General features: G+C 65.1%; 20 protein-coding genes. 13 read left to right on the top strand and 7 right to left on the bottom strand.

The annotated features are described in order from the left end of the window. Positions 1-23 precede the first annotated feature (23 nt). Positions 24-908 (top strand): AmmeMemoRadiSam system protein B, encoded by an 885-nt coding sequence (amrB, locus tag HTIA_RS01300; protein WP_021029411.1) that lies wholly within the window; start codon positions 24-26, stop codon positions 906-908. Here amrB and HTIA_RS01295 read toward each other — a convergent pair whose 3' ends face one another. Further along, on the bottom strand, positions 909-2,183 hold the full coding sequence (locus HTIA_RS01295; protein WP_008524989.1) for a tRNA (N(6)-L-threonylcarbamoyladenosine(37)-C(2))-methylthiotransferase: 1,275 nt from the start codon (positions 2,181-2,183) through the stop codon (positions 909-911). A 150-nt stretch (positions 2,184-2,333) separates the two neighbouring features. Here HTIA_RS01295 and HTIA_RS01290 point away from each other — a divergent pair, with 150 nt between their 5' ends. From HTIA_RS01290 to HTIA_RS01280, 3 genes are all read left to right on the top strand, one after another. Beyond that, entirely contained in the window at positions 2,334-4,451 is a 2,118-nt protein-coding gene (locus tag HTIA_RS01290) for a PGF-CTERM sorting domain-containing protein (protein WP_008524990.1), read from the top strand. A gap of 89 nt (positions 4,452-4,540) precedes the next feature. Beyond that, positions 4,541-5,380 carry a DUF63 family protein gene (locus tag HTIA_RS01285; RefSeq protein ID WP_008524992.1) on the top strand — a complete coding sequence of 280 codons (840 nt, stop codon included), beginning with the start codon at positions 4,541-4,543 and terminating at the stop codon, positions 5,378-5,380. Positions 5,381-5,445: 65 nt separating this feature from the next. Further along, entirely contained in the window at positions 5,446-6,969 is a 1,524-nt protein-coding gene (locus HTIA_RS01280) for an HPP family protein (RefSeq protein ID WP_020935931.1), read from the top strand. 38 nt (positions 6,970-7,007) lie between these two features. Here HTIA_RS01280 and HTIA_RS01275 read toward each other — a convergent pair whose 3' ends face one another. Next, positions 7,008-8,174 carry an NAD-binding protein gene (locus tag HTIA_RS01275; RefSeq protein ID WP_008524996.1) on the bottom strand — a complete coding sequence of 389 codons (1,167 nt, stop codon included), beginning with the start codon at positions 8,172-8,174 and terminating at the stop codon, positions 7,008-7,010. A 123-nt stretch (positions 8,175-8,297) separates the two neighbouring features. Here HTIA_RS01275 and HTIA_RS01270 point away from each other — a divergent pair, with 123 nt between their 5' ends. The 3 genes from HTIA_RS01270 to HTIA_RS01260 all read left to right on the top strand — a co-directional run bounded on the left by HTIA_RS01270 (position 8,298) and on the right by HTIA_RS01260 (position 12,577). Further along, entirely contained in the window at positions 8,298-9,527 is a 1,230-nt protein-coding gene (locus HTIA_RS01270; RefSeq protein ID WP_008524998.1) for a potassium channel family protein, read from the top strand. Beyond that, on the top strand, positions 9,524-11,125 hold the full coding sequence (locus tag HTIA_RS01265) for an ICP22 family protein (RefSeq protein WP_008524999.1): 1,602 nt from the start codon (positions 9,524-9,526) through the stop codon (positions 11,123-11,125). The genes HTIA_RS01270 and HTIA_RS01265 overlap by 4 nt, the downstream gene beginning before the upstream one ends. 126 nt (positions 11,126-11,251) lie before the next feature. Beyond that, positions 11,252-12,577 carry an FG-GAP repeat protein gene (locus HTIA_RS01260; RefSeq protein WP_008525000.1) on the top strand — a complete coding sequence of 442 codons (1,326 nt, stop codon included), beginning with the start codon at positions 11,252-11,254 and terminating at the stop codon, positions 12,575-12,577. 36 nt (positions 12,578-12,613) lie between these two features. Here the strand turns inward: HTIA_RS01260 and gatD are convergent, their stop codons facing one another. Beyond that, positions 12,614-13,906, bottom strand: a complete 1,293-nt coding sequence (gatD, locus tag HTIA_RS01255; protein ID WP_008525001.1) for a Glu-tRNA(Gln) amidotransferase subunit GatD — start codon at positions 13,904-13,906, stop codon at positions 12,614-12,616. A gap of 83 nt (positions 13,907-13,989) precedes the next feature. Between gatD and HTIA_RS01250 the strand changes: the two genes are divergently transcribed. After that, positions 13,990-14,568, top strand: a complete 579-nt coding sequence (locus tag HTIA_RS01250) for a hypothetical protein (RefSeq protein WP_008525002.1) — start codon at positions 13,990-13,992, stop codon at positions 14,566-14,568. A gap of 84 nt (positions 14,569-14,652) precedes the next feature. Here the strand turns inward: HTIA_RS01250 and HTIA_RS01245 are convergent, their stop codons facing one another. After that, the gene (locus tag HTIA_RS01245; RefSeq protein WP_008525003.1) at positions 14,653-15,303 is read right to left on the bottom strand and encodes a metalloregulator ArsR/SmtB family transcription factor; all 651 of its coding nucleotides are present in this window, start codon (positions 15,301-15,303) and stop codon (positions 14,653-14,655) included. Positions 15,304-15,403: 100 nt separating this feature from the next. Beyond that, positions 15,404-16,834 carry an ICP22 family protein gene (locus HTIA_RS01240; RefSeq protein WP_020935929.1) on the bottom strand — a complete coding sequence of 477 codons (1,431 nt, stop codon included), beginning with the start codon at positions 16,832-16,834 and terminating at the stop codon, positions 15,404-15,406. Positions 16,835-17,038: 204 nt separating this feature from the next. Between HTIA_RS01240 and HTIA_RS01235 the strand changes: the two genes are divergently transcribed. From HTIA_RS01235 to HTIA_RS01225, 3 genes are all read left to right on the top strand, one after another. Beyond that, positions 17,039-17,440: a DUF5802 family protein gene (locus tag HTIA_RS01235; protein WP_008525005.1), complete on the top strand. Its 402-nt coding sequence runs from the start codon at positions 17,039-17,041 to the stop codon at positions 17,438-17,440. Between the two features lie 25 nt (positions 17,441-17,465). Beyond that, the gene (locus tag HTIA_RS01230) at positions 17,466-18,356 is read left to right on the top strand and encodes a Vms1/Ankzf1 family peptidyl-tRNA hydrolase (protein ID WP_008525007.1); all 891 of its coding nucleotides are present in this window, start codon (positions 17,466-17,468) and stop codon (positions 18,354-18,356) included. Between the two features lie 84 nt (positions 18,357-18,440). Continuing rightward, positions 18,441-19,937 carry a replication factor C large subunit gene (locus HTIA_RS01225; protein WP_008525010.1) on the top strand — a complete coding sequence of 499 codons (1,497 nt, stop codon included), beginning with the start codon at positions 18,441-18,443 and terminating at the stop codon, positions 19,935-19,937. Here the strand turns inward: HTIA_RS01225 and HTIA_RS01220 are convergent. Further along, a complete protein-coding gene (locus HTIA_RS01220; RefSeq protein ID WP_008525012.1) occupies positions 19,934-20,746 on the bottom strand; it encodes a COX15/CtaA family protein in 813 nt (270 codons plus the stop codon). The two genes, HTIA_RS01225 and HTIA_RS01220, sit on opposite strands and share 4 nt — an antisense overlap. An 80-nt stretch (positions 20,747-20,826) precedes the next feature. After that, positions 20,827-21,450: a ribonuclease H family protein gene (locus HTIA_RS01215; RefSeq protein ID WP_008525013.1), complete on the bottom strand. Its 624-nt coding sequence runs from the start codon at positions 21,448-21,450 to the stop codon at positions 20,827-20,829. A 142-nt stretch (positions 21,451-21,592) separates the two neighbouring features. On the opposite strand from HTIA_RS01215, the gene HTIA_RS01210 reads away from it, so the two are divergent. Together HTIA_RS01210 and HTIA_RS01205 are read left to right on the top strand one after the other, a co-directional pair. Then, on the top strand, positions 21,593-22,690 hold the full coding sequence (locus HTIA_RS01210) for an NADH:flavin oxidoreductase/NADH oxidase (protein WP_008525014.1): 1,098 nt from the start codon (positions 21,593-21,595) through the stop codon (positions 22,688-22,690). An 81-nt stretch (positions 22,691-22,771) separates the two neighbouring features. Beyond that, positions 22,772-23,614 carry a universal stress protein gene (locus tag HTIA_RS01205; RefSeq protein WP_008525015.1) on the top strand — a complete coding sequence of 281 codons (843 nt, stop codon included), beginning with the start codon at positions 22,772-22,774 and terminating at the stop codon, positions 23,612-23,614. Positions 23,615-23,626: the final 12 nt, after the last annotated feature.

The raw sequence follows: 23,626 nt of genomic DNA, 5'->3' as shown, positions 1-23,626 counted from the left end.
CCACACTGCAACCACGGAGACGTATGGTTCCGGCCTACCGAGCGGCGGTGAGCGGGATGGATAGCGCCCGCCAGCCGGCGGTCGCCGGTCGGTTTTACGTCCGCAACGAAGCGCCCCTTCGCGAGCAAGTCGAAGGGATGTTTACCCACGCGGTCGGTCCTGGGTCAGTGCCGACAGCAACCGCTGGATCGCCCGAAATAGCCGGACTCGTCGCGCCACACGCCGGCCTGCCGTTCTCCGGCCCCGTCGCCGCCCACAGTTACGCGGCGCTCGCGGAGTCTGGGACGCCCGAGACGGTCGTCATCCTCGGGCCGAACCACACGGGCGTCGGTGCTGCCGTTGCCGTCCCCGGTGACGACGAGTGGCGAACGCCGCTGGGATCAGTCCAGATCGACGCCGACCTCCGCGAGCAAATCGTCGATTCGACCGACGCGACCGTCGACGATCGCGCCCACGCCAGCGAGCACGCCGCCGAGGTCCAGTTGCCCTTTCTCCAGTATCTCTACGACGATCTGGCGGTGCTCCCGATCTCCCTCCGGCGACAGGACGCCGACGTGAGTCGCCAGCTCGGGGAGGCACTCGCGGCGCACACGGACGAAGAGACAGTCGTGATCGCCTCAAGCGACTTCACTCACTACGAACCACACGACGTTGCGATCGAGCGCGACGAACTGGCGCTCGACCGGATCGAAGCGAACGATCCGGCGGGGCTGATCGAGACCGTCGAGCGCGAGGGGCTGTCGGTGTGTGGCTACGGCGCGATCGCCGCGATGCTGTGGGCGAACGGGGAGGACAGCCAGGTCGACGTGTTCGCCCACGCCACCAGCGGCGACACCGCCGGCTCGCGGGACGACGTGGTCGGGTACGCCTCGGTTGCCGTCCGTGACGGGGCCAGCGACGCAGCCTGATCAGGCCGTCTTCGCGACGGTGCGGATCGGCTCGCCGAGCGCGTAGACGGTGTTGTGGCCGGTGATCTCGACGTCGACGAAGTCCCCCAACTCCAGCCCCATCGATTCTGCCTCGGGGATGGCGACCTGGCGGTGGGCCTCGTCGTAGCCAACCAGCGAGTCCTCAGTGCCGTCCTGGGTCAGCAACACCGTGTGCTCCTCGCCGACCATCGCGTCGTGGGCCCTCCCGACGACGTCCATCTTCAGGTCGGTCATCGCCGAGGACCGCTCCTTCTTGATCGTCCCGCCGAGACCGTCCAGCTCGGCCGCGTCCGTCCCCGGTCGCTTCGAGAAGCGCGTCACGTTGATTTTCTCTGGCTCGACATCGCGGAGCAGGTCCATCGACTGCTGGAAGTCTGCCTCCGTCTCGGTCGGGAACCCGACGATGAAGTCGGTCGCGAGCGTCCAGTAGTCAAGGCGGTCGTCGAAGGCCGCGACGATCTCTTTGAACTCCGGCGTCCGGTGACGCCGGCGCATGTCCGTGAGGACGTCGTCGCTGCCCGACTGGACGGGCGCGTGCAGGAAGTTGTAGAGTTCGTCGTGGGCGGCGAAGACGTCGGCGAGTTCCTCGTGCATACCGTAGACGCCCTTCGGGTTCGCCATGCCGACCCGCACGCGGAAGTCGCCCGCGAGTTCACAGATCCGGGTGAGGAGTTCCGGCAGCTTTCGCTCGCCGTTCTCGAGGCCGTAGACGCCGGTGTCCTGGCCGGTGATCCGGATCTCGCGTGCGCCAGCGTCGAGGAGCTCCCGGGCCTTTTCGACGTTCCCGGCGACCGGCGGCGAGTCGATCGTCCCGGTCGCCTGCTTGGTGATACAATACGAGCAATCCGAGAGACAACCCCGAGCGATCGGCAAGATGCCGGTCACGTCGTCGAGCACGACCTCGGTACCAGGGGTCGCCGTCGGACACTCGCCGTTGCGGACGTACTCGGGGACGTCGTCCCAGTGGAGGATCTCGGCGTCGACATCGGCGTCCTCGAACGCCTCGCCCTGAGCGAGCGCCATACAGCCGGTGACGACGAGATCCGCGGGCGTCTGCTCGTCGAGTTCGGTCGCTCGCCGGAGCATGTTGCGTTCGGTCTTCTCGACGACGGTGCAGGTGTTGAGGATCGCGACGTCGGCCCGCGAGGGATTCTCGACGGGGTAGTGGCCGCCCTGGCGGAGCCGACGCTCGATCGCCTGGCTCTCGCCGCGATTGGACGTACACCCGTACGTCTCGATGTAATAGCGGGCCATCCGTAGCTACCACTACGGTCCGGGAGGCAAAAGCACAGCGAAACAGGACACCGACAGCATTCTCCGTTGGTACGTGAACGTTCAGATAGTCACCCACAGGTCGTGTCGTAACAATTATTGGGCTGTTTACAGTACATTCGGATTGCAACGATGTCGAAACGAACGTTTGCCGTCCTGATAGTGGTCGCGACGTGCGTGCTTGCGGGCACAGCCGTCGTGGCTGCGGACAACGGTCCGGACGTACCGACAACGAACAACACGAGCACTGCCGACGAGGCCTACCTCAGCGACGACGGGAGCGTCGTCATGGTGTCTCACGGCGACACTAGCGCCGACGGCGTGGGCGAACTCGGCATGAACGTCACCGAGGGGCTGGTGTTCGGCAGCTACCAGCAACCGGTGGAGACGAACGTCACGGGCGCGTTCTCGATGGCGGCCAACCAGTCAGGTATCAACGCCTCGGGGTCGCTCGCGATGCCCCGGCCCGAGGCGCTCGAATCGCTCGATCTGACCGTCGACAGTGAGACGACGGCCGAGAATTCCCGTAGCGACCTGGACCTCGATGCGACCGTTGCCCTCCCCGAGGATGCCAGTCAGGTCACGATGATGTTCGACGAGTTCACGACGACCGGTTCGGTTACGACGACCGCCTCGACCCTCGAAACCCAGGGTAGTGCCGAGTGGTCGGCCCGACCCGGCCTGGACTCCCAGGAGTACGCCTTCGACCTCCGAGCGACTGACGAAGGCCACGTCCTCGAAGCCCGACAGTCTTACAACGTCAGTTCCTTCGCCGCCGAGCAGTGGAACACCCGCGAGAAAGCCACGCAGACACTCTCGGGACAGTTTACGATGATTGCGACGATGCTCGACGGGTCCAGCAATTTCACGATGGACTCGTATGCCTTCGAGTCGACTGACGACGGTGGCCACCTCGAGGTCGAGTACACTGTCGAACTCCGGGGCGTCCACGAGTTCCTCCGCCAGGGGCTCGTCGAATCGCTCTCTCAGAGCACGGCGACGCTGCCGACTGATGGAGACACGACCGAGAATCTCGACGTCTCGCTCGACAACGTCTCGATCGAGCACGTGTCGGTCGCCCTCGACGTCGACCAGGGATCTGCCGAAGAGATGGGTTCCGGCACCGCGAGCTGGAACGTCAGCGTCTCCGGCTACGACCAGCTAATGTCCGCCTACATGGCGGCCCTCGAGAGCAGCGACGAAACAGGCATGATCGCAAACCAGTCGGAGCAGCTCGAATCGCAGTTCGCCGCGATGCGGGCGGCTGACTACGCACAGACCGCGACGTGGGACATCGACGTTGCGATGGCAGACGGATCGGTCCAGGCGAGCGTTTCGATGGAACAGCGGACCGACAACTGGGCCACCTACGTCGAGGAACGCGACGCTCGCGACCTCCCAGCGATCGGCACCCAGCGGTTGGCCTTCGACGCAGCCACGGAGGGTGATCAACTCGTCATGAACGGGTCCACACTCGTCCAGCAGGACGAGACGTTCGACCAGACTCTCGAAAGCCTCGAGCGGAGTTTCGAGCAGTCCTCGTCGATGACGACGACACCGACGGAGACGAACCCGTTCTCGCGACTGCGCGCGGCCGAGTTCCTCGGCTCGCGTCTCGACGCGTCGGTCAACGAGACGACCGTGACCGTCGACGGCCACGCCGAGTTCGGTAACCTCTCGGCGATCACCGAGATGGTCGAGACGGAGACTGACGTCGGCTCGATCGACGGGATGTACGTCGACGCCAGTGGAGAGACGCCGACGACGTACCTCCGGATGGAGGACATGGTCGAGTCGGACGACCCGGATGCGGCGACCCTCCGGGAACACGAAATGATCACTGAGGATACGGTCATTTACCCCCCGGGCGAGTGGGACGAACAATCACAGACTGTGACGGTCGAAGAGTCGGCGGTAGAGACGAACATGATGGTGCCCCAGGCGAACGACGACGCCCAGCAGATGGGCGATGATGCCGAGACGACAACGTCGTCAGCTGACGATGACACCGAGACGACAACGGACGACGAAAGCGACGAGACAACGACCGACAATGAGGGCGTTGACGAAACAACGACCGACAGTGGCAGCGACGATGCCGAGACGACGACTGACGACGAAAGCGACGAGACAGGGGAGAGTCCCGACGAATCGGCTGAGACGACCACGGCAAGCGGTCCCGGGTTCGGTGCCCTCCTCAGTATGGTCGCTCTCCTCGCGGTGGCGCTGATCGGTGCACGCCGTCGCTGACGCCGTACTCGTTTTCGTTAGCCTGCGTTCGTCCGCGTGATTGCCGGCAGACCGGAACGTTTTCCATTGACGCCTAAGTTTATCAACATATGGTACTCCCGAGTGGATTCGTCGTCCCGGCACTCCCGTATCTCGTCGTCCTCGGGCTCGGACTCCTGTTGACGACGTTGCTGCTGTTGGGCCTCGAACCGCCCGTGGGCAAAGGTCACGTCCTCGCGTTGCTCCCGTGGATGGCCGTCGGCGGTATCGCGCATGGCTTCTATCAGATACCGAATCCACCTGGCCTCTACCCCGAGTGGGCCGGCCCCCTGTTCGGAGCGCCTGCCGTCTATCTGACCACGTACGTCCTCGTCGCGACCGTCTGGCTGCTGTTGATCGTCCTGGGAACAGCCACCAACAGCCTCGACCGGGTCGTGACGTATCTCGGGGCGACTGGCCTCGGTGTCTTGCTCGTCTTTCTCGGCGTGATTATCTGGCAGGGGATGGGGCCAGAACTGTCCTTTCAGCCGCTGTGGCCAACCGTCGCCTTCCTCGTCGCGCTCGTCCTGACGGCCACGACGTATTTCCTCGTGAGCCTGAAATGGACGGGCGAAGTCGCCCGGACGGGCGTCGCCGGCGTGGCCGTCGTCTTCGCACACGCCTTCGATGGCGTCATCACGACGGTCGGGAAAGACGTCCTCGGGGCCCACGAACGGACGCCGATCCCGGCGACGATCATGGACTTCGCCGGGCAACTACCGACGGCCGAGTATATCGGTTCCGGCTGGCTGTTTCTGGTCGTGAAGTTGCTCCTGGCGACGGCGGTCGTCGTTGCCTTCGCCGAGTACATCGAAGAGCGACCGGCCCGCGGGAGCCTCTTCCTCGCGCTGATCACGGCCGTCGGAATAGGACCGGCCATGAACAACGTCGTCATATATATACTCGGGTGAGCCCCCGTCGAGCCACGCTCGTCGAATCGGGAACGTTTTGAGCCACGGATCGGTAGCCGAAGTATATGAGCGGTCGTCCGGGGTCGGCCTATCGCGGCGTGCGACGGCGCATGCGGTATCGCGCCGGTGCGTTCCGTCGCTGGGTCGAACATACGCGGAATCTCGTCCACCTCTCGGTGCTGTTTGCCATCCCGGTGTTGATGGGTGTGGTGACGTGGTTGTCGAACGCGCTGGACGTGCTTCCGTATCTCCTGTTTCCACCGTTGGCCGCCGGCTCGTACTCGCTGTTTACGAACCCGGAGAGTCCAGCGTCCTCGCCACGCCGATTCGTGGGCGGCCTGACCGCCGGCGCGTTGTGTGGCTGGATCGCGCTCGCCGTGACCGCGCGCTACTGGTATGCTGTTCCCCCTGGAGAGTACCAGGTACATGGCGGTGCCGTCGCACTCGGGCTTTTTCTGACCGGGACCGTCACGTGGATCCTGAACCTGCGTGAGGCGTCAGCGTACTCGACGGCACTACTCGTCCACGTCACCGGGACGGCACAGATCGAGTACGTCCTGAGCGTCTTCCTCTCGGCGTCGCTGGTAGCCGTCGTCTTCGTCGCCTGGCGCGAGGGCGTCTACGAGAACCGGGCAGACCTCCTCTACGATTCGGTACGTGGCGACGACCGGGTGCTGGTCCCGTTGCTTGGAGAGGATGCCGACGCGACGGCGATGTTCGCCGCCCGACTCGCCGCCGCTCACGACGCAGGAAAGGTCGTCTTGCTCGACATCGTCGACGACGAGACTGTCGCCAGTGTCGAGCGCGAACTGCTCGATACTGATGCACCCGCCAGCCACGACTGGGTTTCGATGGAGGCCGATCCGTCGTTGACTCCGAGTGATCGAGAGACTCTCGAAGCGGCCGACTTCGATGCGGAGACCCTCGACGCAATCGCCGAGCGACACGCTGTCTCGGCGGCCGCTGATCGCCTCGAAGCGGACGCCGCACGGATCGAGACGAAGATCGGCGTCCCGTGTGACGTCATCGTCGCTGCCGACGGCGAAATCCCCGTAGCGACGATTTCGCGCACTGCCAGGGAAGCGAACTGTGACCTGATCGCCGTTCCCTACCAGGAGCGCCACGGCGGACTCTCGCCGACGATCAAACAACTGTTCGTCGGCGATATCGACGTGTTGGTCCACCGGTCCCAGGACGGCCGAACGCGGTGGCGGCGTATCCTCGTCCCGGTTCGGACGAGGGGCGTCGCCCACAGCATGATCGATTTCGCGACTCGCCTCGCCGGTCCGACTGGCCACATCAGCGTCTGTCACTGTATCGATACCGAACGTGACCGCCGGGAGGCCGAGGAGTTACTCGCCGACATCGTCGAACCGTTCGCCGGGCGGATCGAAACCCGGGTCGCAGCCGACGATCTCCGGTCGTTCCTTGCGGAGAATGCGGCTGGCTACGATCTGGTGATTGTCGGATCGAGCCAGGACCGGTCACCGACGTCGCGGTTCATCTCGCCGCCGACCTTCGAACGACTCGAGGACGTTGACACCGACGTCGCCATCGTGGATCGAAACTACGTCGACGACCGGACGTGACCGCGATACAATAAAAACCGCCCCGTTCTCACCCGGCCTCAGAGGTCGTCGTCGTTCTCGACTGCAAGCAATCGATCGGCGATCGATTCCATGCCCTCGCCGCCCATCGCCGACTGGACAAGAAGGTGACCGCCGATGACAGCCGGGCTGATGACTGAGTCCGCGCCGGCCCGCCGGAGTTTCTCGATGTTGTCTCGATCGGTCGCGGCGGCGACGATCCGCGCGTCGGGGTTGAGCTGTCTGGCTGTGAGGATCGCGAGGGCGTCCTGGGCGTCGTCGTTGGTCGCTACCAGGACAGCACGGGCACGTTCGATGCCGGCCCGTCGCAGCGGCTCGTCGTCGCTCGGATCGCCGACGATCGCGTTGATGTCGCGATTGCCGAGGCCGGTCGCGGCATCGCCATCCGGCGTAATGACGATGAAGTCAGTCTCGGTCTGGAGTTCTTCAAGGATCGGTTCGGTGAGGTCGCCGTATCCAGCCACGAGGACGTGGTTCTCGAGCTGGTCGAGTTGTGAGCGTGTCATGGTTCCGAGTGCGCGGGCGAACCTGGCCTGGATCATCGGGCCGATGAGCGAGCCGAGCGCGAGGGCAAACGACGCCGTCCCGAGGACGACGACCGACAGCGCGAACAGCCGCGCGCCGTCAGAGCCGGAGGGGATCACGTCGCCGTAGCCGACGGTCGAAGCGGTGACGACCGTATAATAGAGGGCATCGGTAAGCGTTTCGACACCGCCGAAGTCATCGCGTAACGCGTAGGTACCGACGGTTCCATAAATCAGAGTACCGACGAGCGCGGCGAGGGCGGCCAACTGGCCGATCGAGAGGTCGATCTGGCGGTCGAATCGCCGGTAATTCACCAGCAGTGGCGCCACGGCAAGTACCGAAAGGACCACCAGCGGCACCGAGACGACGGCCGACTGGACGAGTCCCTGAAAGGCCGTAACGGGCAACAGGACGATTGTGGAGAACCACGCGACCCGCAACCGTCGTCGCAAGCCATACGCCGAGACGAGCATCAGAAAGCCGGTCAGCGAGCCAGTAAAGCCAGCAGTCTGCTGGATTGCGGATGGAACTATCTCGGCGATCGGGCCTGCGATCGAGGCCGTCCCGACGTTGAGTAGCCCCGTCACGACCGAGAGGATCGCGACGGCCGACGCGAGGTGGATCGGTAGCTTCGGGCCGAGCCAGCCTCGTCGCTCTTCCATGCTCGAATACACCGAAGGCCGGGAGTAAAGTCTGCCGGGACGGCATCGCGAGGGCTTCCGATCTGACGTCGGGGTGGTCGCCGGCCGGTACTGATTTGAGACTGGGGCGTGTCAGCGTCATCCATGCCATCGCTGCCGGTCGCACTACTCTTTGGCGTCTACCTGGGTGTGCTCACCGGGATCATCCCGGCATTGGTCGCCTGGACGCTCGGATTCCTGTTCAAGTACCTCACCGGCGTCACGCTGCCGGGATTCGGTGTGGTCGTCCTCGGGGTCGCACTGGCTGGCGTCAACGGCGGGCTGCTCGCGCTCGCGGACCCGTCGATCACTGGCTCCGCGAACGCGCCGACGATCCTGGTCGCTTTGCTCGTGATCATGATGATGGTACTTTACGCCCACAGCAAGGGTGACCAGCTCGGCGCGGAGATGCCGCGGAAGCTCTCGTTGCGGACACTCGGCGAGCGGACGCTCGCCCTCGATCTGATCGAGTCCGTCGGCGGCAACGAGGTCCGCGTGCGGGTGGCCGGGGAGGTTGCCGACGTCGAGGGATACCCGCCGCTGCCCGAGGACCTCCGCGCGGAGATCCGGGCGGGCGAGTGGACGTTTCCGGCCGACCTCGACTTGCCGGCGCTGGAGAACCGACTGGCCGAACGATTGACCAACGAATACGACCTCGGTGACGTCTCGGTCGCCATCGACGAGCGCGGCCGGGCGACCGTCGCTGGCGCGCCGCCGTTCTCGGGGCTCTCGAAACGCGTCGAATCCGGCAAGCGGGCAGTCTCCGTCGACGCGCTGGTGCCGACCGGCCTCGCTCGCGGCGACGTGGTGACGGTCGTGACGGCCGACACGCAGGTCCGGGGTACCGTCCTGAGCGCGCGCTCCGCACGCGAAGGAAGCGAGCCAGCCGAGTCGGCCGACGAACTCCCGACATCGTCGTCCGAGACTGAGAAACGACTCCTCGAATCGGTCCGCGCGCCGACGACGACAGGTGGCGACGGCCAGGTTACGGTCGCAGTCGGTCGGACCGACGCGGAGGCCGTACTCCGGTCGGATCGGGCGACGGTCATCGTCGAGGCGCGCGGGACTCGCCGGGAGTACGCCCTGATCTCGCTGCTCCGGCGGGCGGGCAAACGGTTCCGCCGGGTGACCGTCCGGGCCGGCGGCGACCTCGAAGGCGAGACGCTGGGCACCGCCGGGTTCCGGGATCGGTTCGGCGTCGTCGTGCTCGCAGCCAGAGATACGGGCGGCTGGGAGTTCGATCCACCGGGAGATCACTCGCTCGCTCCCGGGACTGAACTGTACGCGGTCGGGACGCGTGACGGACTCACGGAACTCGAGGGGACGATCGCGTGATCGACGCCGTCCCGTTGCAGGTGTCCGTCAGGGCGAGCACCGTGCTGGATGCCGCCGCCGAGATCGGCGGCCTCGCAGTCGTCGCCGCGGCGGTGGCCGGTGGCCTCGCGATCACGTATCGCTGGTACGCTCGCGAACGGGTCTCGAACCCGCCGGCGGTACTCGTCGCCCTCGCAACGGTCGCACTCTTGCTCAACGCCATGACTGCACTCGGGGAAGTCATGTACGGAGCCACCACACTAAGTGTCAAGGCCGCAGCGTTCAACGTGAGCGCACTCGCGGCCGGGACCGTCGCGGCCCTGGTCGGAATCACCGTGGGCGATCACCTGGCAAAGACCGTTCTCGGTGGGACCGATCAGGTCGCACTCGACGATTCGGTGAGTCGGGTCGTCAGAGCCGTCGGTCGGGTCATCACTGTCGAACTCCCGGCAGAGATCGACGACGTGCCCGGGTACGATCCTGTCGACGCCGAGACGAAGGCGACCCTCGAGGCGAAGACGTTCGTCTTCCCGCGTGGTCTCACTGTCCAGGAATTGCGCGACCGCCTGACCCGCCGTTTGCGGGAAGACTACCGCGTCGGCCACGTCGACATCGAGATCGACGACGACGGGGCCGTCACCCACCTCGGACTCGGCGCTCGTGCCGCGGGGATCGGCCCGACGCTGCCGCCCGAGAGCGCTGCGATGGCGGTTCGGGCCGATCCCGCCTACGCGGCCAGTGCCGGCGACCTGGTGCAGGTGTGGGAGCGCGACCCCAAGCGCCGACTGCTGAACGCCGAGGTCCGCGGGACGGCGGGCGAGATCGTCACGCTCGCGATCGACGCCGCCGACGCCTCGAAGTTGTCGAGCGAGGAACGATACAAACTCGTTACCCTCCCGATCGAGGAACGCGACGACCGAGAGTTGACCGAACTACTTCGGGCCGCCGACGAGACGCTCGGCGTCGTCGAGATCGCCGACGGGAGTTCACTGGCTGGGGTGCCGGTCGGAGCGCTCGCCGTCACGGTCGTCGCGATCCACGCCGGTGGGCCGGACGATCGCATCGAGGCACTGCCGGCCAGTGACCGCGTCCTCTCGGGTGGCGACTCGGTGTACGTCATCGCCCGTCCCGACGCGATCCGCCGGATCGAGTCGGCCGGCACTGTCGAAAGCGTTGGCGAGGGAGCGTCCGCATCGAGCACCATCTCCGACGTCCGTGCGTCCCACCCTGTCGAGTCGGCCCAGCCAGTCGACGATGCTGGTTCCGTGGACGAGCAGTCGACCACCGGATCGGGCGAGGGAGCCACTGAAACCGACGGTGAGCAGCGCCAAGGGCCGAGCGGAACGGCTGACCCAGCAAGCGATTCTGGGGACGACGAACCCGAGCCCATCGAGTCGGCGGGCACTGACGGCGTGACCGAACAGTCACCTACCGGAGGGAACAAATCGGACGACCAATCAGCGCAGGGAGGCACGTCGATGTCGGAGCATTCCGATGAGACGGGTGGGGTGACCGAAGAGACGCCGGAAGCCACGGGAGAAACGACGGAGGATACTGGCAAGAGGACGGGGGACACCGGGGACGCGGTTGACAAACCCAACGGGGACGAACGCGCCTGAATTCGCCGGCACTGAACTCTCGCGGTTCGGCTGCCCCCAGTTCAGCACCCGTCCGAACGGACATCACATAACCTTGTTCAACGTTATCATCACAAAGAATATCACTGAAGTGTACAACATTTGCGTATGGACGAGAGCCGTCGAAACGCCCTCAAATTCGTCGGAACAGCCAGTCTCACGGCGGTTGCTGGCTGTAGCGGCATTGCCGCCCCCGGCCAGTCCTTCGGCGAGCGAAGGACGCTCACACCCGACGACGGCGACGCGGACGGCCTGTTCGGCAACGAAGTCGCCGTTTCCCGGGACAGATCGACGATTCTCGTCAGCGCATATCAAGCCGACACGCCCGTTGGAACGGAAACGGGGGCAGTCTACGTCTTCGAACGCGCGGACGATTCCTGGACCCAAGCTGGGAAACTCGTTCCCGACGCCTCGCGAGAAATCTACTCGTTCGGGGCCGGCGTGGCGCTGTCGGCCGACGGGACGACGGCCGTCGTCGGGTGTGGGTTCGACGAGCGACGCGCGATGCAGACATCCGGTGCGGTGTACGTCTTCGAACGGGTCGACGGCGAGTGGAGCCAGGGGGCGAGGTTGATCGAGGACGTGGCGGATGACACCACCGACAGGTCGGTGGCGTTTGCCAATGCGCTCGGCGAATCCGTCGAGGTCTCGGCCGACGGGGGGACGGTGCTGGCCGGCGCACCCTACCACGCCTTCAGTACGACCAGCGGTGCGCCGCCGGTATCCGGTGGGTCGGCCTTCGACGACGTGGTCGCGTCCGTGAACGACTCGATCGGACCGGCACCGGGGGCGGCGTTCGTCTTCGAGCGATCCGGCGAGGAGTGGCACCAGGCCGCGAAGTTCGCCCCCGAGGAACGGTGGGGACCAGACCACGTTGGATCAGCGGTCGCACTCACAGGTGATGGGTCGAAAGCCTTCGTCGCCTCCCAGGGGGGCGGTTCGGTCACCGTCTTCGAGGGCGTTGAGGAGTCCTGGGCCGAAGCATCGACACTCCCGATCGACGACGATACCTTCCTGTTACGCGACGGTGTGATCGGCATATCCAGTGACGGCACCACGGCCGTCGTCGGGGACTACGGCGGCCCGGCGTCCGTCTTCGAGTGGGCGGACGGCGAGTGGAGCCGATCGGCGACACTCTCACCCGGCCAGACGGACAACCCCGGGAAGAACGCGCACGTCGCGCTCTCCGCCGACGGCGAGACGGCCCTCATCGTCAGGCCGAGTACCGAACAGGGGACTGCTGTCGAGGCCGTCACCCGGTCGGGAGGCTCGTGGGACCGGAAGACTGTACTCAGCGCCGGGGACGGACGATCGAATGTTCGTTTCGGACGGTCACTGGCACTCGCCGGTGACGGAACTACGGCCGTCGTCGGCGCTGATCGGGCAGCCACGGAGAACGGCATCCCCACCGGTGCGGCGTTTGTTTTCGAGTAAACAGGTTACGACAGAACGCGCTTCGAGTCGTCTTCCCTATTCCCAGGGTGTCGATCGGTCGGTGATCTCGCCGGCGAGCGGTTCGCGCATGGCGACCGCCGGGTCGTCGCGGTTGGCCAGCACCCACATCAGCTTGACCATCGCCGTCCCGGGGAGCATGTCCTCGCCCTCGATCACGCCAGCGTCCAGCAGATCGCGGCCGGTGTCGTAGACCCGATCGCAGACCCGGCCGTCGATACACTGGCTGGTCATGACGACCGTCGTGCCGTCCTCGACCAGCGCGTCGATCCGGTCGATCCAGTTCGTATTGACGTGTCCCAGGCCGGTCCCCTCGATCACCACGCCAGCCGATCCCTCGACGGGATCGAGCATCGACGGTCCCGCACCAGGTGTGAACTTCACGAGGTCGACGTCGGTTTCGAGACTCGCTCGAAGCTCCAAGTCAGTTTCTCCGCGCTCCTCGTATTCCCGTCGAAACGTAATCTCGCGGGTCTCGCGGCTGTCGGTCGCTCGAGTGTCCGAGGCCGCGTCGGCCTCGCTCGTCTCGTAGTCGACAGTCCCGAGCGGTTTCCGGCCGATCGTTTCGAACGCATCACGGCGGGAGGTGTGGTTCTTCCGGGCGCGAGTCCCACGGTGGAGCGCACAGGCGTCGTCGCTCTCGGAGGCGTGCATGGCGATCATGACCTCCGCGGCGTCGCTTTTGGCGGCCTCGACCGCGCAGACGGCGTTCATCACGTTGTCCGAAGAGGGGCGATCGGCCGAGCGCTGGCTGCCGGTGAAGACGATCGGGACCGGCGTCTCCAGCATGAAGGATATCGCGCTCGCGGAGAACTGCATCGTGTCGGTGCCGTGCATGACGACGACGCCGTCGGCCCCCGCTTCGATCTCCTCGTGAATGGCCTGTGCGAGATCCACCCACACGTCAGGGGTCATGTTCTCGCTGAGGATGTTCGCGACGACGCGCCCGCGATAGTTCGCCAACCCGGCGAGTTCGGGGACGGCCCGGAGGACGTCCTCGGCGTCGAACTGGGCAGTGACCGCGCCGGTGCGGTAGTCGACGGTCGAGGCGATAGTGCCGCCGGTCGAGATGAGTGATATCGTCGGGAGGTCCTTGTCGAACTCGATTTTCGACTCCTCGCTCGCCTCGCCGGATTCGATGTCGTAGACGTCCGCCTCGAGGACGTCGGCCTCGGCAGCGGAGCGATCGACGCCGACGTTGTAGCCACTCGGGAGTTTGACGACGAGCGTTTCCGCGTCCGTCGAGGGGAGTAACACGCCCTCGAAGGTCCCCTCGCCGTCCTCGACTGCAACGCGATCTCCTGGATTCATGCTCGGGGCTACCGGACCGGTGGACTTCAAACCATCTTTCTACACGGGAAAAGGCCCATGTCCCTGGCCGCCCCAGCGACGGTATGGCCGAGCGATCCGATCAGCGAACCCGCGAGCGATCGTCCGTCGACAGCGAGGACCTGGAGGAACTCCTCGATTCTGGCCTGGACGACGGCGCTGGCGTCGCCTCGAGTCGGGACGAACCTACCCGGGAAGACGGGGCAGGGTCGTCGTCGGGGCTCCGGGATCGGCTGCGTTCGATCGTCGGCAGGTCAGTCTCACGTCCGCTCGGGTCCGTGCGTTCGCGACTCGGACACCTCTTCTCGGTGCGGACCTTCGGAACTGCGCTCGTCGCCAGCATCGTCGCGGCGATCGGGTTCGGGTTCGTGATCCCCTTCGTCGACACGCTCGGCGCGCTCGCCGGCATTTTCGCGGTCGGCCTCGGGTTCGGCCTCGTGGGCGAGCGCCGACAGTACCTCGAAATCGGACTCGCGGGAGCGGCCACGGCCGCTCTGGGAGCCCTCACAGAGTTTCTGGTCGTTGCACTCGCCGGGCGTGGCGATCTCGTGGTCCTGTTCGGCGTCGGCAGCGGCCTGCTCGCGGCCCTGATCGGCCACTACGTCGGTCGCGACCTGCGCGACGGATTGACGCGGGATGTCTGATACGGATTACTCTCAGTCAGGTCCGAATCGATCGCCCGAAAGCGGGCGGTCGTAACGCTAAACAGTGCGATTTATCCGTATAACTCATCTGCGGAGTACCCACTGCCCGCCCTCTTGCTCGACGACGCCACGGGATTGCAGCGACTGGAGGACGTCCTCGACGACCGGCGGCGGGACTTCTACCCGGCGACTGATGGTCTCGATGTCGGCACCGCCGTCGGCGATAGCGCCCATCACTTCGACGTAGAGACGATCGTCGCTGTCGTCGATTTCGTCGCTGACGCGCTCCATGACGTCCGTAAGTCGCCCCTGGACCCACCGCTGGGCGAGCGACAGCTCGTTGCGGAGCCGACGAAGCCGCCGCATCTCGACGGCCAGCTCCGGCAACTCGGACGCGCCGTCGGGGTCGACGTCGATCGAGAGGTGCTTACACGAAGTGATGTCCAGTCCGGAACTGGCCGGATACGCAGTCTTCGTCCCGAAATCGTATGGCGAGGCCGTGACTTCGAGCCGGAAGCCTCGCGAGATGTAAAAGTACTTGCGACGGCGTTCGTCGGTTCTGCTCTCGACGAGGCCGGCCTCCTCGAGTTGTCGCAGGTGATCGATGACAGCCTTCGGACTCACGCCGAGATAGTCGCTGATCTCCGTGACGTAACAGGGTTTGCGCGCCAGCAGACGCAGGATGCGTCGGCGGTTCGCGTTCCCCAGGAGATCGAGTAACTCGGCAGATTCCATTCACGTGACGTTAGTGATTCTAACATTTAAACATATCGTTCATTCGGAGCCGCGTGACGAGTTAGACGCCGCTGGGAATACACACGACTCAACTAACAGGTTAGCCGTGTTGTTTCGTTTGGAGGCGTCTGAACGTCGCCGCGGGGTCCGGCCCTTTCGCACTCACGCCATCGGCGTCCGGTGCGTTCCCCGGGTCGCCATTCGAACCCCCCGTCTCGTCGGAGTTGGCACCCGAACCCGGGGTCTGTCCCGTCTCGTTGGCAGTCGGGGCCCCATCCAAATTGGCGTCAGAAGCGGGGGATCCAGCAGTGTCGCTATCGGAACGGGGTGTGTCGTCAGTATCGGTGGTCTCAGTGTCTGATCCGGCCGGTTGCTCGCCGGGTTCTGTTCCGTGGTTCGTCCCATCGGCTCCTGGTGAGTCGTCGGTTCCGTTTCCGGGTGTCGTCCGGGTGTCGCCGTCAGTCGTATCCGGATTGCCCGGATCGGCGTCTGGCGTGTCGTCATCACCCGTTTCGTTCCCGTCTGGAGTGGCGGGATCCGTTCCGGAGGCCCCGTCAGCATTCCCGCTGTTCGGCATTGTTTCGGAACCGTTCGCGGCCGGAGAGCCGCGGTGGTCTGGCTGGGAACCGTCTGGTCCGTTGTCTGGCGTCGATTGATTGTCGTTTCCCTCACCACGGTCGAGAGATGGGTTCGTCGTTCCCCCATCGTCCCCCGGTGGGTTAGTGTCATCGTTGCGTGGATCAGATGGCCCCCCATTTCCCCCCGGTGGTGATGTACCGTTTGTCCCGGGTGGTGCCGTCCCGTTCGCTCCGGGTTGTGCTGTGCCGTTCGCACCCGGTGGCATCGTTCCGTTCGGGCCTTTGGGTCCATTCCCAGCGGATTCGTTCGGGCCGGCGGGCGAATCAGCCGGTGGCCCCCGTGGCACGTCCGCTGGCGGCCCGACGGAGAGATTACGGGCCATCGAAGCGACCTCGTGGCCACTCATGTTCGTGGCCTGCGACCGGAGGGCATCGAGACGGGTCGTATTGACTCCGACCTCGCGCGCTTTCTCGTCCGTGTCGTTGATCGCTCGCTCTAAGGCGTGAATCCGTGCTGCGAGACCCGAAACGGTGGCGGCTGATCGCGGGTTCCGAACGTCGACACTCTCGTTTTCGATGGCGGCGAGTTGGTTCTCGAGCCGTTGGAGTCGGCGTTCGAGCGATGCGGTGCGCTGCTGGACCGCGTTTCGTCTCGCCGACGTGTTCGCCTGGTTGTACCCGGCCTTCCACATCCCGTTCTCGACGGCAGACTCGGCCGATACCGTATTCGACTGCATAAAGGCGCTCATTTTGCTTCCCAGTGTGGGCGTCGCGTTCTCTTCGGTCGGCGTGTCGCTCTCGTTCGCAGTCGTGTTCACGAGGAGATCCGAGGGTGACGTGACGGAGTGATCGGCTGTCGTCGTACTGGGGCCGACGACTGCCGATGCCAGAGCCGGCCCGACTGCGAGACCCATGGCGACCAATAGTACGGCCACGGGAACCCGATATCTCATGTTCCAGTGTTGGCCGTGGTCGCGTATAAACCCGGATATTCGTTCGTACCGTTCACTGTCCAGTCTGACCCCTTCAAATCGTCCAAGAGCGTTTATTCGACGATCCGAGAGCGTTTTAGAGCCAATTTCGACTGCCCGTCCTTACCGAGTGGTCGGGTTGGCGAAGATTTATACGCACTGGTGTGGTGCATGTTACTATATAGCATGTTCGAACCGTTCTCGGGATCGTACTACCTCGGGCGGTTGTACGTCGAGCCACACGACGGAGCGACGCCGGCGATAGCGAGACAGGACTACAAAGCACTTCGCCAGCAGCTTTACGGCAATGAGGGGCACGGGAGCGGGCCGGTGGTGATGAAACTCGACCAGCGACACTTCCCAGTCACAGGCGTCCCGTCCGTACCGGCAGAGACACTCGCGGTGCCGCCCGAGATTCTCTCGGACTCGCAAATCGAGAATCCACCGTCGTTGCGGGAAGTGTTACTCGCGACGGCCGATCGAGCCGAGCAATTGCTATCGCTGATCGGTAGCGTGGAGGACCGTCGACGCCAGGACGACGGTTCTGTCGACGGACCCGCTGGCGACGGCCGACCCACCGGGATTTAAGCCGTCCCGACCGTCTGTTGGCCCAATGCTCGACGAGCTACTTGGCCGTGCCCAACTCAGGGAGCGAATCGAGGAACTCGAGGAGGAGAACCGCCACCTCCAGCGCCAGTTGGACGCTGAATCCGACCGTCGGGCCGACATCGAAACGGAATACCAGGAGGCCGAACGTCGTGCGAACCGCCTGGAGGACCGAGTCCAGGAGCTGACGGATCGTGTCGATCGGCTCTCGGGATCGGGCCGAGACGTGTCCGCTCGTCGACGGGAGTCGTTGCGCGGTGAGCGTCTCACGACGGTCCTGGCCCGTCTCGAATCTGTTGAGACCGATCCGGAAGGCGCGCTGACGGCGTTCGTCGACGACGGGACGCTTCCGGACGCCGTCAGCGAGGCGTCCGGCGACCGTGCGAGCCTGGTCTCCCGGGCCGCGCCGTGTTTTGTATTCACCGACGATGCCGGCTTGCTCAGCGTGGCACTGCAAGCCCCGATCGAACCCGACCCGTTCGTCACCTGGAGTGATGGGTTTGAAATCGATCGTTCTCACTTCGAACCGACAGGAACGTTCACGCTGGCGCTGGTCCGCTCTGATCTCTTCGCGATGGGCGAATACGTTGGACGTGAACGCGTCGCGTTCCACGGATTCGACAGCGACCTCGGTCGCAATCACTCGAAAGGCGGTTTCTCGCAGGCCCGCTTCGAACGGCTTCGCGACGAGCAGATCGACTCACACCTCCAGCGGTGCCAGCTGGCCCTCGAAGAACGATCGACCGACCGGCTGTACGTTGTCGGAGAGAAAACCGTCCTGGACGCGTTCGACGACGAGGCCGACGTCACGGCGACTGTCGACGCGACCGGCGAGCCCGAACCGGCTCTGGCCGATGCGTTCCGTGACTTCTGGACGACGACGCTCTGGGCGATCTGATCGGGTCAGTGCGGGAAGCCGACTCTTGTAGTACATTCGACCGTCACCGCAGAAGCTAAACGCCGCTCGCCCCACCCACCGACAATGACCGACTGGACGGAGACACATCGTCCTTCGACACTCACGGAGGTGCGGGGCAACGACAAGGCCCGCGACGCCCTTCAGGAGTGGGCTGACACCTGGCCCGACCACCGCGAGGCCGTCATCCTCTATGGCTCGCCGGGCGTCGGGAAGACCTCCGCGGCCCACGCGCTCGCCAACGACATGGACTGGCCGACGATCGAACTCAACGCCAGCGACTCCCGGACGAAAGACGTCATCGAGCGGGTCGCGGGGGAGGCAGCCAAAAGCGGGACGCTCACTCAAGGGGGGTCAGGGCGGCGACTCGTCATCCTAGACGAGGCCGACAACCTCCACGGCAACGTCGACCGCGGCGGGACGCGGGCGATCACCTCGCTGGTCAAGGAGGCCCAACAGCCGATGGTCCTCATCGCCAACGAGTTCTACGAGATGAGCAACGGGCTCCGCAACGCCTGCCGCGACATCGAGTTCCGAGACGTCTCCGCCCGGTCGATCGTGCCCGTCCTCCGGGACATCTGCCGCCAGGAGGACGTCGGGTTCGAAGAAGACGCACTCCGGAAGATCGCGGAGATGAACGACGGCGATCTCCGGGGCGCGATCAACGATCTGCAGGCCATCGCGGAGGGTCGGGAGACCGTAACCGAAGACGACGTCGTGACCAGCGAACGCGATCGGACGACTGACATCTTTTCGTTTCTCGACACCGTCCTGAAGGAAGCAGACGCCCAGGAAGCCCTCGAAGCGTCCTACGATGTCGACGAGACGCCAGACGACCTCATCTCCTGGATCGAGGACAACGTGCCCAAGGACTACGAGGGGGCGGAACTCGCCGCAGCCTACCGTTCGCTCGCGAACGCCGACCGGTGGCTCGGTCGGGTTCGGGCGACGCAGAACTACACCTTCTGGCGATATGCGTCCGACGCTATGACGGCCGGCGTCGCGGCGGCTCGAAGCGGCGAGAAAGGCGGCTGGACACGCTACGGCCCGCCGAGTTACTGGTCGAAACTTGGTCGAACTAGCGGTGCGCGGGACACCCGCGACGACGTCGCTCGGGCCATCGCGACGGAAAGCGGCGTCAGCATGTCTACCGCACGCCGCGAAGTGCTACCCTATCTGGAGACGATGACCCACCACTGCACGAACCGCGAGTTGACGGTCGCGATGACCGGGGCGTACGATCTCGATCCCGACCACGTGGCGTTCATCACGGGCAGCGGTGCGGACACGAACAAGATCGCCTCGATCGTCGAGGACGCGGCGGAACGTCGGGAGACCGCCGCCGTCGACGCCTCGGAAGGTGCGTTCGAGTCGGGGGAAACCGACGAATCGTCGTCGGAAGGTGCTGTGCAAGGGAACGAGCGGGCGGAGACAGCCGACGAGACCACGCCCGAATCGCAAGCAGTCGAGACTGATGCAGCTTCGAGTCAGGAGGAGGCTGAACCGAGCGGCGAAGAAGACGACAGCGACGACCAACAGACCGGGCTCGGGGACTTCGTCTAGATTCCGATTGAGCCGTTTTCAGCACGCCACAGCCCGACAGCGCTCGCGATCAATCCACCGTAGACGGCGAGTCCGGCGAGTAGATACGCTGTCTGGTGGAGTGTCGAGGCGGCGATCAGATGCCGACCGAGGTAGACAGTTATCGGCAGTGCCGCGAGGACGACGAGCGGTGCGTGTCGGTACCGTCCGGACAGTTCCTCGCGGCCGACGACCACGAGCGTGAGAACGGCAAGGACCAGGACGAGCAGGACGGCGTACTGTAGCGTGCCCAGGACCGGCGTGTAGCTGCTGATAAACGGCGGCGTCAACAGGACGTTCGCGGGGAAGAGAACGAGCGCGCCGAGGACAGCGGCGGTGAGGTGGGTCGATCGGACCGAGTCAGCCCAGGTCGCCACGAAGGCAAACGAGAACGCACCGAAGATCGTAAATGCCGTCCAGAAGTGCGCCGTCAGTACCTCGGACGTCCCGAAGTTGACGACGGTCTGCTGACCAAGCAGTACCTGCAGCGGCGTCAACACCGCACCGAGAGTGAGTGCGTACCGGATTTTCGCGGGCGTCTCACGCCGCCAGGAGTCGATCGCCGACCCGACGATGAACAGCCCGCCGATCCCGGCGACGACCCGGTGGATCCACTCGAAGAAACTCGGGAACGACTCCGGAAAGAGATTCAGCACTCCGCCGTCACAGACCGGCCAGCGGGCCTGGCAGGCCAGCCCAGCCCCGTAAGATTTCGTTGCGACGCCCAGCAATATCGTCGTGAACACGAACAGGATCGTCGTGGCGACGAGATAGCGAAACCGCCGATTCATAAGCGGCCCTTGTTCGGGCACGCACTTAGCCTCAGTCCTTCCGGCACTCACGCCGTGGTGACGACCGGTGGCCCTTCCGATCAGTCGTCAGCCGGTCGATCCGCGCGTGAGGGTGGTGGGACGCTCTCGGAGACAGTCTCGACCGGGTCAGGGCGCAGACACTGCTCGCACTCGTCGTTGACGTGGGCGTACTCCTCCGGTGCGTTCGCCAGGGGATGGGCGGGATTCACGTCGCTCTCGATCCGGGCGACTCGGAGCGCGTGAAATCCGCGAACGCGCGCTTGAATCCCCCGCCAATGGTTCGTCGTGGCCGCTGGGACCGACGTTCGGTGTGGAGAGTCGACGCGGGGGGCGGCGAGATCGAGCATCGCCGCGTTGACGTTCTTTGCGAGTTCGTTGTGGTCGACGAGGACACCGACACGCGAGCGGGGTGGTGCTCTGGCGGCGAGGACGTCCAGACCGAAGTGCAACGCGCGATATTCCGCGACGTTGTTGTCCGGGACGACGTCCGGGACTGCCAGCCGCGCGACGCATTTGCCGTCGCGCGTCTCGATCACGACGCCGAGACCGCCCTCCCCGCCGTGGAAGGATCCGTCCGTGGCGAGATAGAAATCCCGGTGGTGGGTCTGTGGCGGGTGGGCGATGTGTGGCGTCGGAGAATCGTCGAACAGGTCTCTGAGGCTCGGCCGGCCGTATGCGGCCATGTAATTGCTACGCGACCGAGCCCTTGTAAATCTTCCCTGGATGCCAATCGTTGCCAGCTCGACCCGCCGGCGAAAACGGCCGCTCGCGCCGGTCCAGTTCGAGTCGAGACGTACAAAAGTCCCGCTGCCCTACCAGCTCAAGATGACACCCGACCTCTTCTCGTCGCTCGAAATGCGGGACACGACTGTCCCCAATCGCGTGATGGTCTCGCCGATGTGTCAGTACTCCTGTGAGGACCGCGACGGCGTCCCGACCGACTGGCATCGCGTCCACCTCGGCAGCCGGGCCGTCGGTGGGGCGGGAATCGTCATGAGTGAGGCGACGGCCGTCGAACCGCGCGGCCGAATATCGCCTGAAGACACCGGGATCTGGTCGGACGAACACGTCGAGGCCTGGCAGCCGATCACCGAGTTCATCGCGGAAAAAGGCTCGATCCCCGCGATCCAGCTCGCCCACGCCGGACGAAAGGCCTCGAAGAGTCGGCCCTGGGAGGGTAGCGACCCCGTCCAGCCCGAATCCGGCGGCTGGGAGACGGTCGGCCCGAGCGGGAACGCCTGGCCGTACGACGCCGAGGCCCCACCACACCGGGGGATGGATCACGACGACATCGAGGACGTGATCGAATCGTTCCGGACCGGAGCCGAGCGCGCACTCAACGCCGGTTTCGAGATCGCCGAGGTCCACGCCGCCCACGGGTATCTCATCCACGAGTTCCTCTCACCGGTCACGAACGACCGGACCGACGAATACGGCGGGAGTTTCATGGATCGGACGCGATTCCTCCGGGAGGTCGTCACCACGGTCAGGGACGTCTGGCCCGACGAGAAGCCCGTCTTCGTCCGCATCTCCGCGACCGACTGGATCGACGACGGCGAGTCCTGGACGCTCGAGCAGTCGGTCCGACTGGCCGGCGACCTCGCCGAATTGGGCGTCGATCTGATCGACGTGAGTTCCGGCGGGATCGCCCCCGGATCCTATCCCGACGAAGCGGGACCGAACTACCAGGTCCCCCACGCCGAGCGCATCGGCGAGGGGACGCCCGAGGACCTCCGCGTCGGGGCCGTCGGGAAGATCACGACGGCCCAACAGGCCGATGCCATCGTCGCTAACGGTCGCGCCGACCTCGCGATCGTCGGTCGGGAACACCTCCGGGATCCGTATTTCACACTTCACGCGGCGCGCGAACTCGACGCACTCGACCGCGTCGACGTCCCGCCGCAGTACGACCGGGCGTTCTGAGCGGAGCGTCGGCCACGGCCGGCGAGAGGGTCGACGGCACGCATACTTTTGACACCCCCCGTTGTTAGTTCTCGTAGACACATGCTGGATCGGATCCTCTTTCCGACCGATGGGAGTGCGGGGGCGATGTCGACACTGGAACACGCCCTCGACCTGGCCACAGATCACGACGCGACGGTGCACGTCCTGACTGTCCAGGATGAAGACATCGAAGACGAAGACGAAGACGCCGGGACGGAACTCGTCGAACTCGCTGCCGATCGGGTCCGTGAACGCGGCCTCACGCCACGCACGGCGATTCGGTCTGGACGGCCCTACCGCCAGATTCTGGACTACGCCGATGCGGAAGACGTCGACCTCATCGTCATGCCGACCCACGGACGGACCGGTCTGGAACGACTGCTCCTGGGCAGTGTTACGGCGCGAGTCATCCGACTCTCGGACGTCCCCGTGTTGACTGCCTGTCCCGACGCCGAATTGCGATACCCCTATCGTCGGATCCTGGTGCCGACCGACGGCAGTCGGTGTGCGAACGCTGCCCTCGATGTCGCCGTTACCCTCGCCAGCGTGGCCGACGTCCCGCTGACCGCACTCTCGGTCGTCGAAGGATCGCGCAACGACGCCAACGTCCGCTCGTCGGCGAGTCGCGATCGAATCGACGAACGGGCTCACGATGCCGTCGAGACAGCCGCAGACGTGGCCCGCGAAGCCTCGCTCTCCGACGTATCGACGGCAGTCGTTCACGGTTCTTCCGTCCACAACGAGATCGAGGCCCTCGTCGCCGAAAATCCGATCGACCTGATCGTCGTCGGAACCCACGGCCGAACCGGGATCGATCGATACCTCTTCGGCGGCGTCACCGAGAAACTGGTTCGGACCGCCGACGTTCCCGTGCTCACCGTACGTGAACCGAACGTGGCGTGAGGAGACGAGCTG

Origin of the sequence: Halorhabdus tiamatea SARL4B (genome assembly GCF_000470655.1) — an archaeon.
Lineage (GTDB): Archaea > Halobacteriota > Halobacteria > Halobacteriales > Haloarculaceae > Halorhabdus > Halorhabdus tiamatea.
This window is presented reverse-complemented; position numbering and strand designations above follow the sequence as displayed.

Bases quoted from the DNA above. Each gene is read 5' to 3' on its own strand.
- HTIA_RS01250 (WP_008525002.1), top strand. From the start codon at position 13,990: ATGGCCGAGCGATCCGATCAGCGAACCCGCGAGCGATCGTCCGTCGAC.
- HTIA_RS01295 (WP_008524989.1), bottom strand. From the start codon at position 2,183: ATGGCCCGCTATTACATCGAGACGTACGGGTGTACGTCCAATCGCGGC.
- HTIA_RS01210 (WP_008525014.1), top strand. From the start codon at position 21,593: ATGACACCCGACCTCTTCTCGTCGCTCGAAATGCGGGACACGACTGTC.
- HTIA_RS01270 (WP_008524998.1), top strand. From the start codon at position 8,298: ATGCCATCGCTGCCGGTCGCACTACTCTTTGGCGTCTACCTGGGTGTG.
- HTIA_RS01235 (WP_008525005.1), top strand. From the start codon at position 17,039: ATGTTCGAACCGTTCTCGGGATCGTACTACCTCGGGCGGTTGTACGTC.
- HTIA_RS01275 (WP_008524996.1), bottom strand. From the start codon at position 8,174: ATGGAAGAGCGACGAGGCTGGCTCGGCCCGAAGCTACCGATCCACCTC.
- HTIA_RS01285 (WP_008524992.1), top strand. From the start codon at position 4,541: ATGGTACTCCCGAGTGGATTCGTCGTCCCGGCACTCCCGTATCTCGTC.
- HTIA_RS01290 (WP_008524990.1), top strand. From the start codon at position 2,334: ATGTCGAAACGAACGTTTGCCGTCCTGATAGTGGTCGCGACGTGCGTG.
- gatD (WP_008525001.1), bottom strand. From the start codon at position 13,906: ATGAATCCAGGAGATCGCGTTGCAGTCGAGGACGGCGAGGGGACCTTC.
- HTIA_RS01215 (WP_008525013.1), bottom strand. From the start codon at position 21,450: ATGGCCGCATACGGCCGGCCGAGCCTCAGAGACCTGTTCGACGATTCT.
- HTIA_RS01260 (WP_008525000.1), top strand. From the start codon at position 11,252: ATGGACGAGAGCCGTCGAAACGCCCTCAAATTCGTCGGAACAGCCAGT.
- HTIA_RS01205 (WP_008525015.1), top strand. From the start codon at position 22,772: ATGCTGGATCGGATCCTCTTTCCGACCGATGGGAGTGCGGGGGCGATG.
- HTIA_RS01240 (WP_020935929.1), bottom strand. From the start codon at position 16,834: ATGAGATATCGGGTTCCCGTGGCCGTACTATTGGTCGCCATGGGTCTC.
- amrB (WP_021029411.1), top strand. From the start codon at position 24: ATGGTTCCGGCCTACCGAGCGGCGGTGAGCGGGATGGATAGCGCCCGC.
- HTIA_RS01220 (WP_008525012.1), bottom strand. From the start codon at position 20,746: ATGAATCGGCGGTTTCGCTATCTCGTCGCCACGACGATCCTGTTCGTG.
- HTIA_RS01280 (WP_020935931.1), top strand. From the start codon at position 5,446: ATGAGCGGTCGTCCGGGGTCGGCCTATCGCGGCGTGCGACGGCGCATG.
- HTIA_RS01230 (WP_008525007.1), top strand. From the start codon at position 17,466: ATGCTCGACGAGCTACTTGGCCGTGCCCAACTCAGGGAGCGAATCGAG.
- HTIA_RS01245 (WP_008525003.1), bottom strand. From the start codon at position 15,303: ATGGAATCTGCCGAGTTACTCGATCTCCTGGGGAACGCGAACCGCCGA.
- HTIA_RS01225 (WP_008525010.1), top strand. From the start codon at position 18,441: ATGACCGACTGGACGGAGACACATCGTCCTTCGACACTCACGGAGGTG.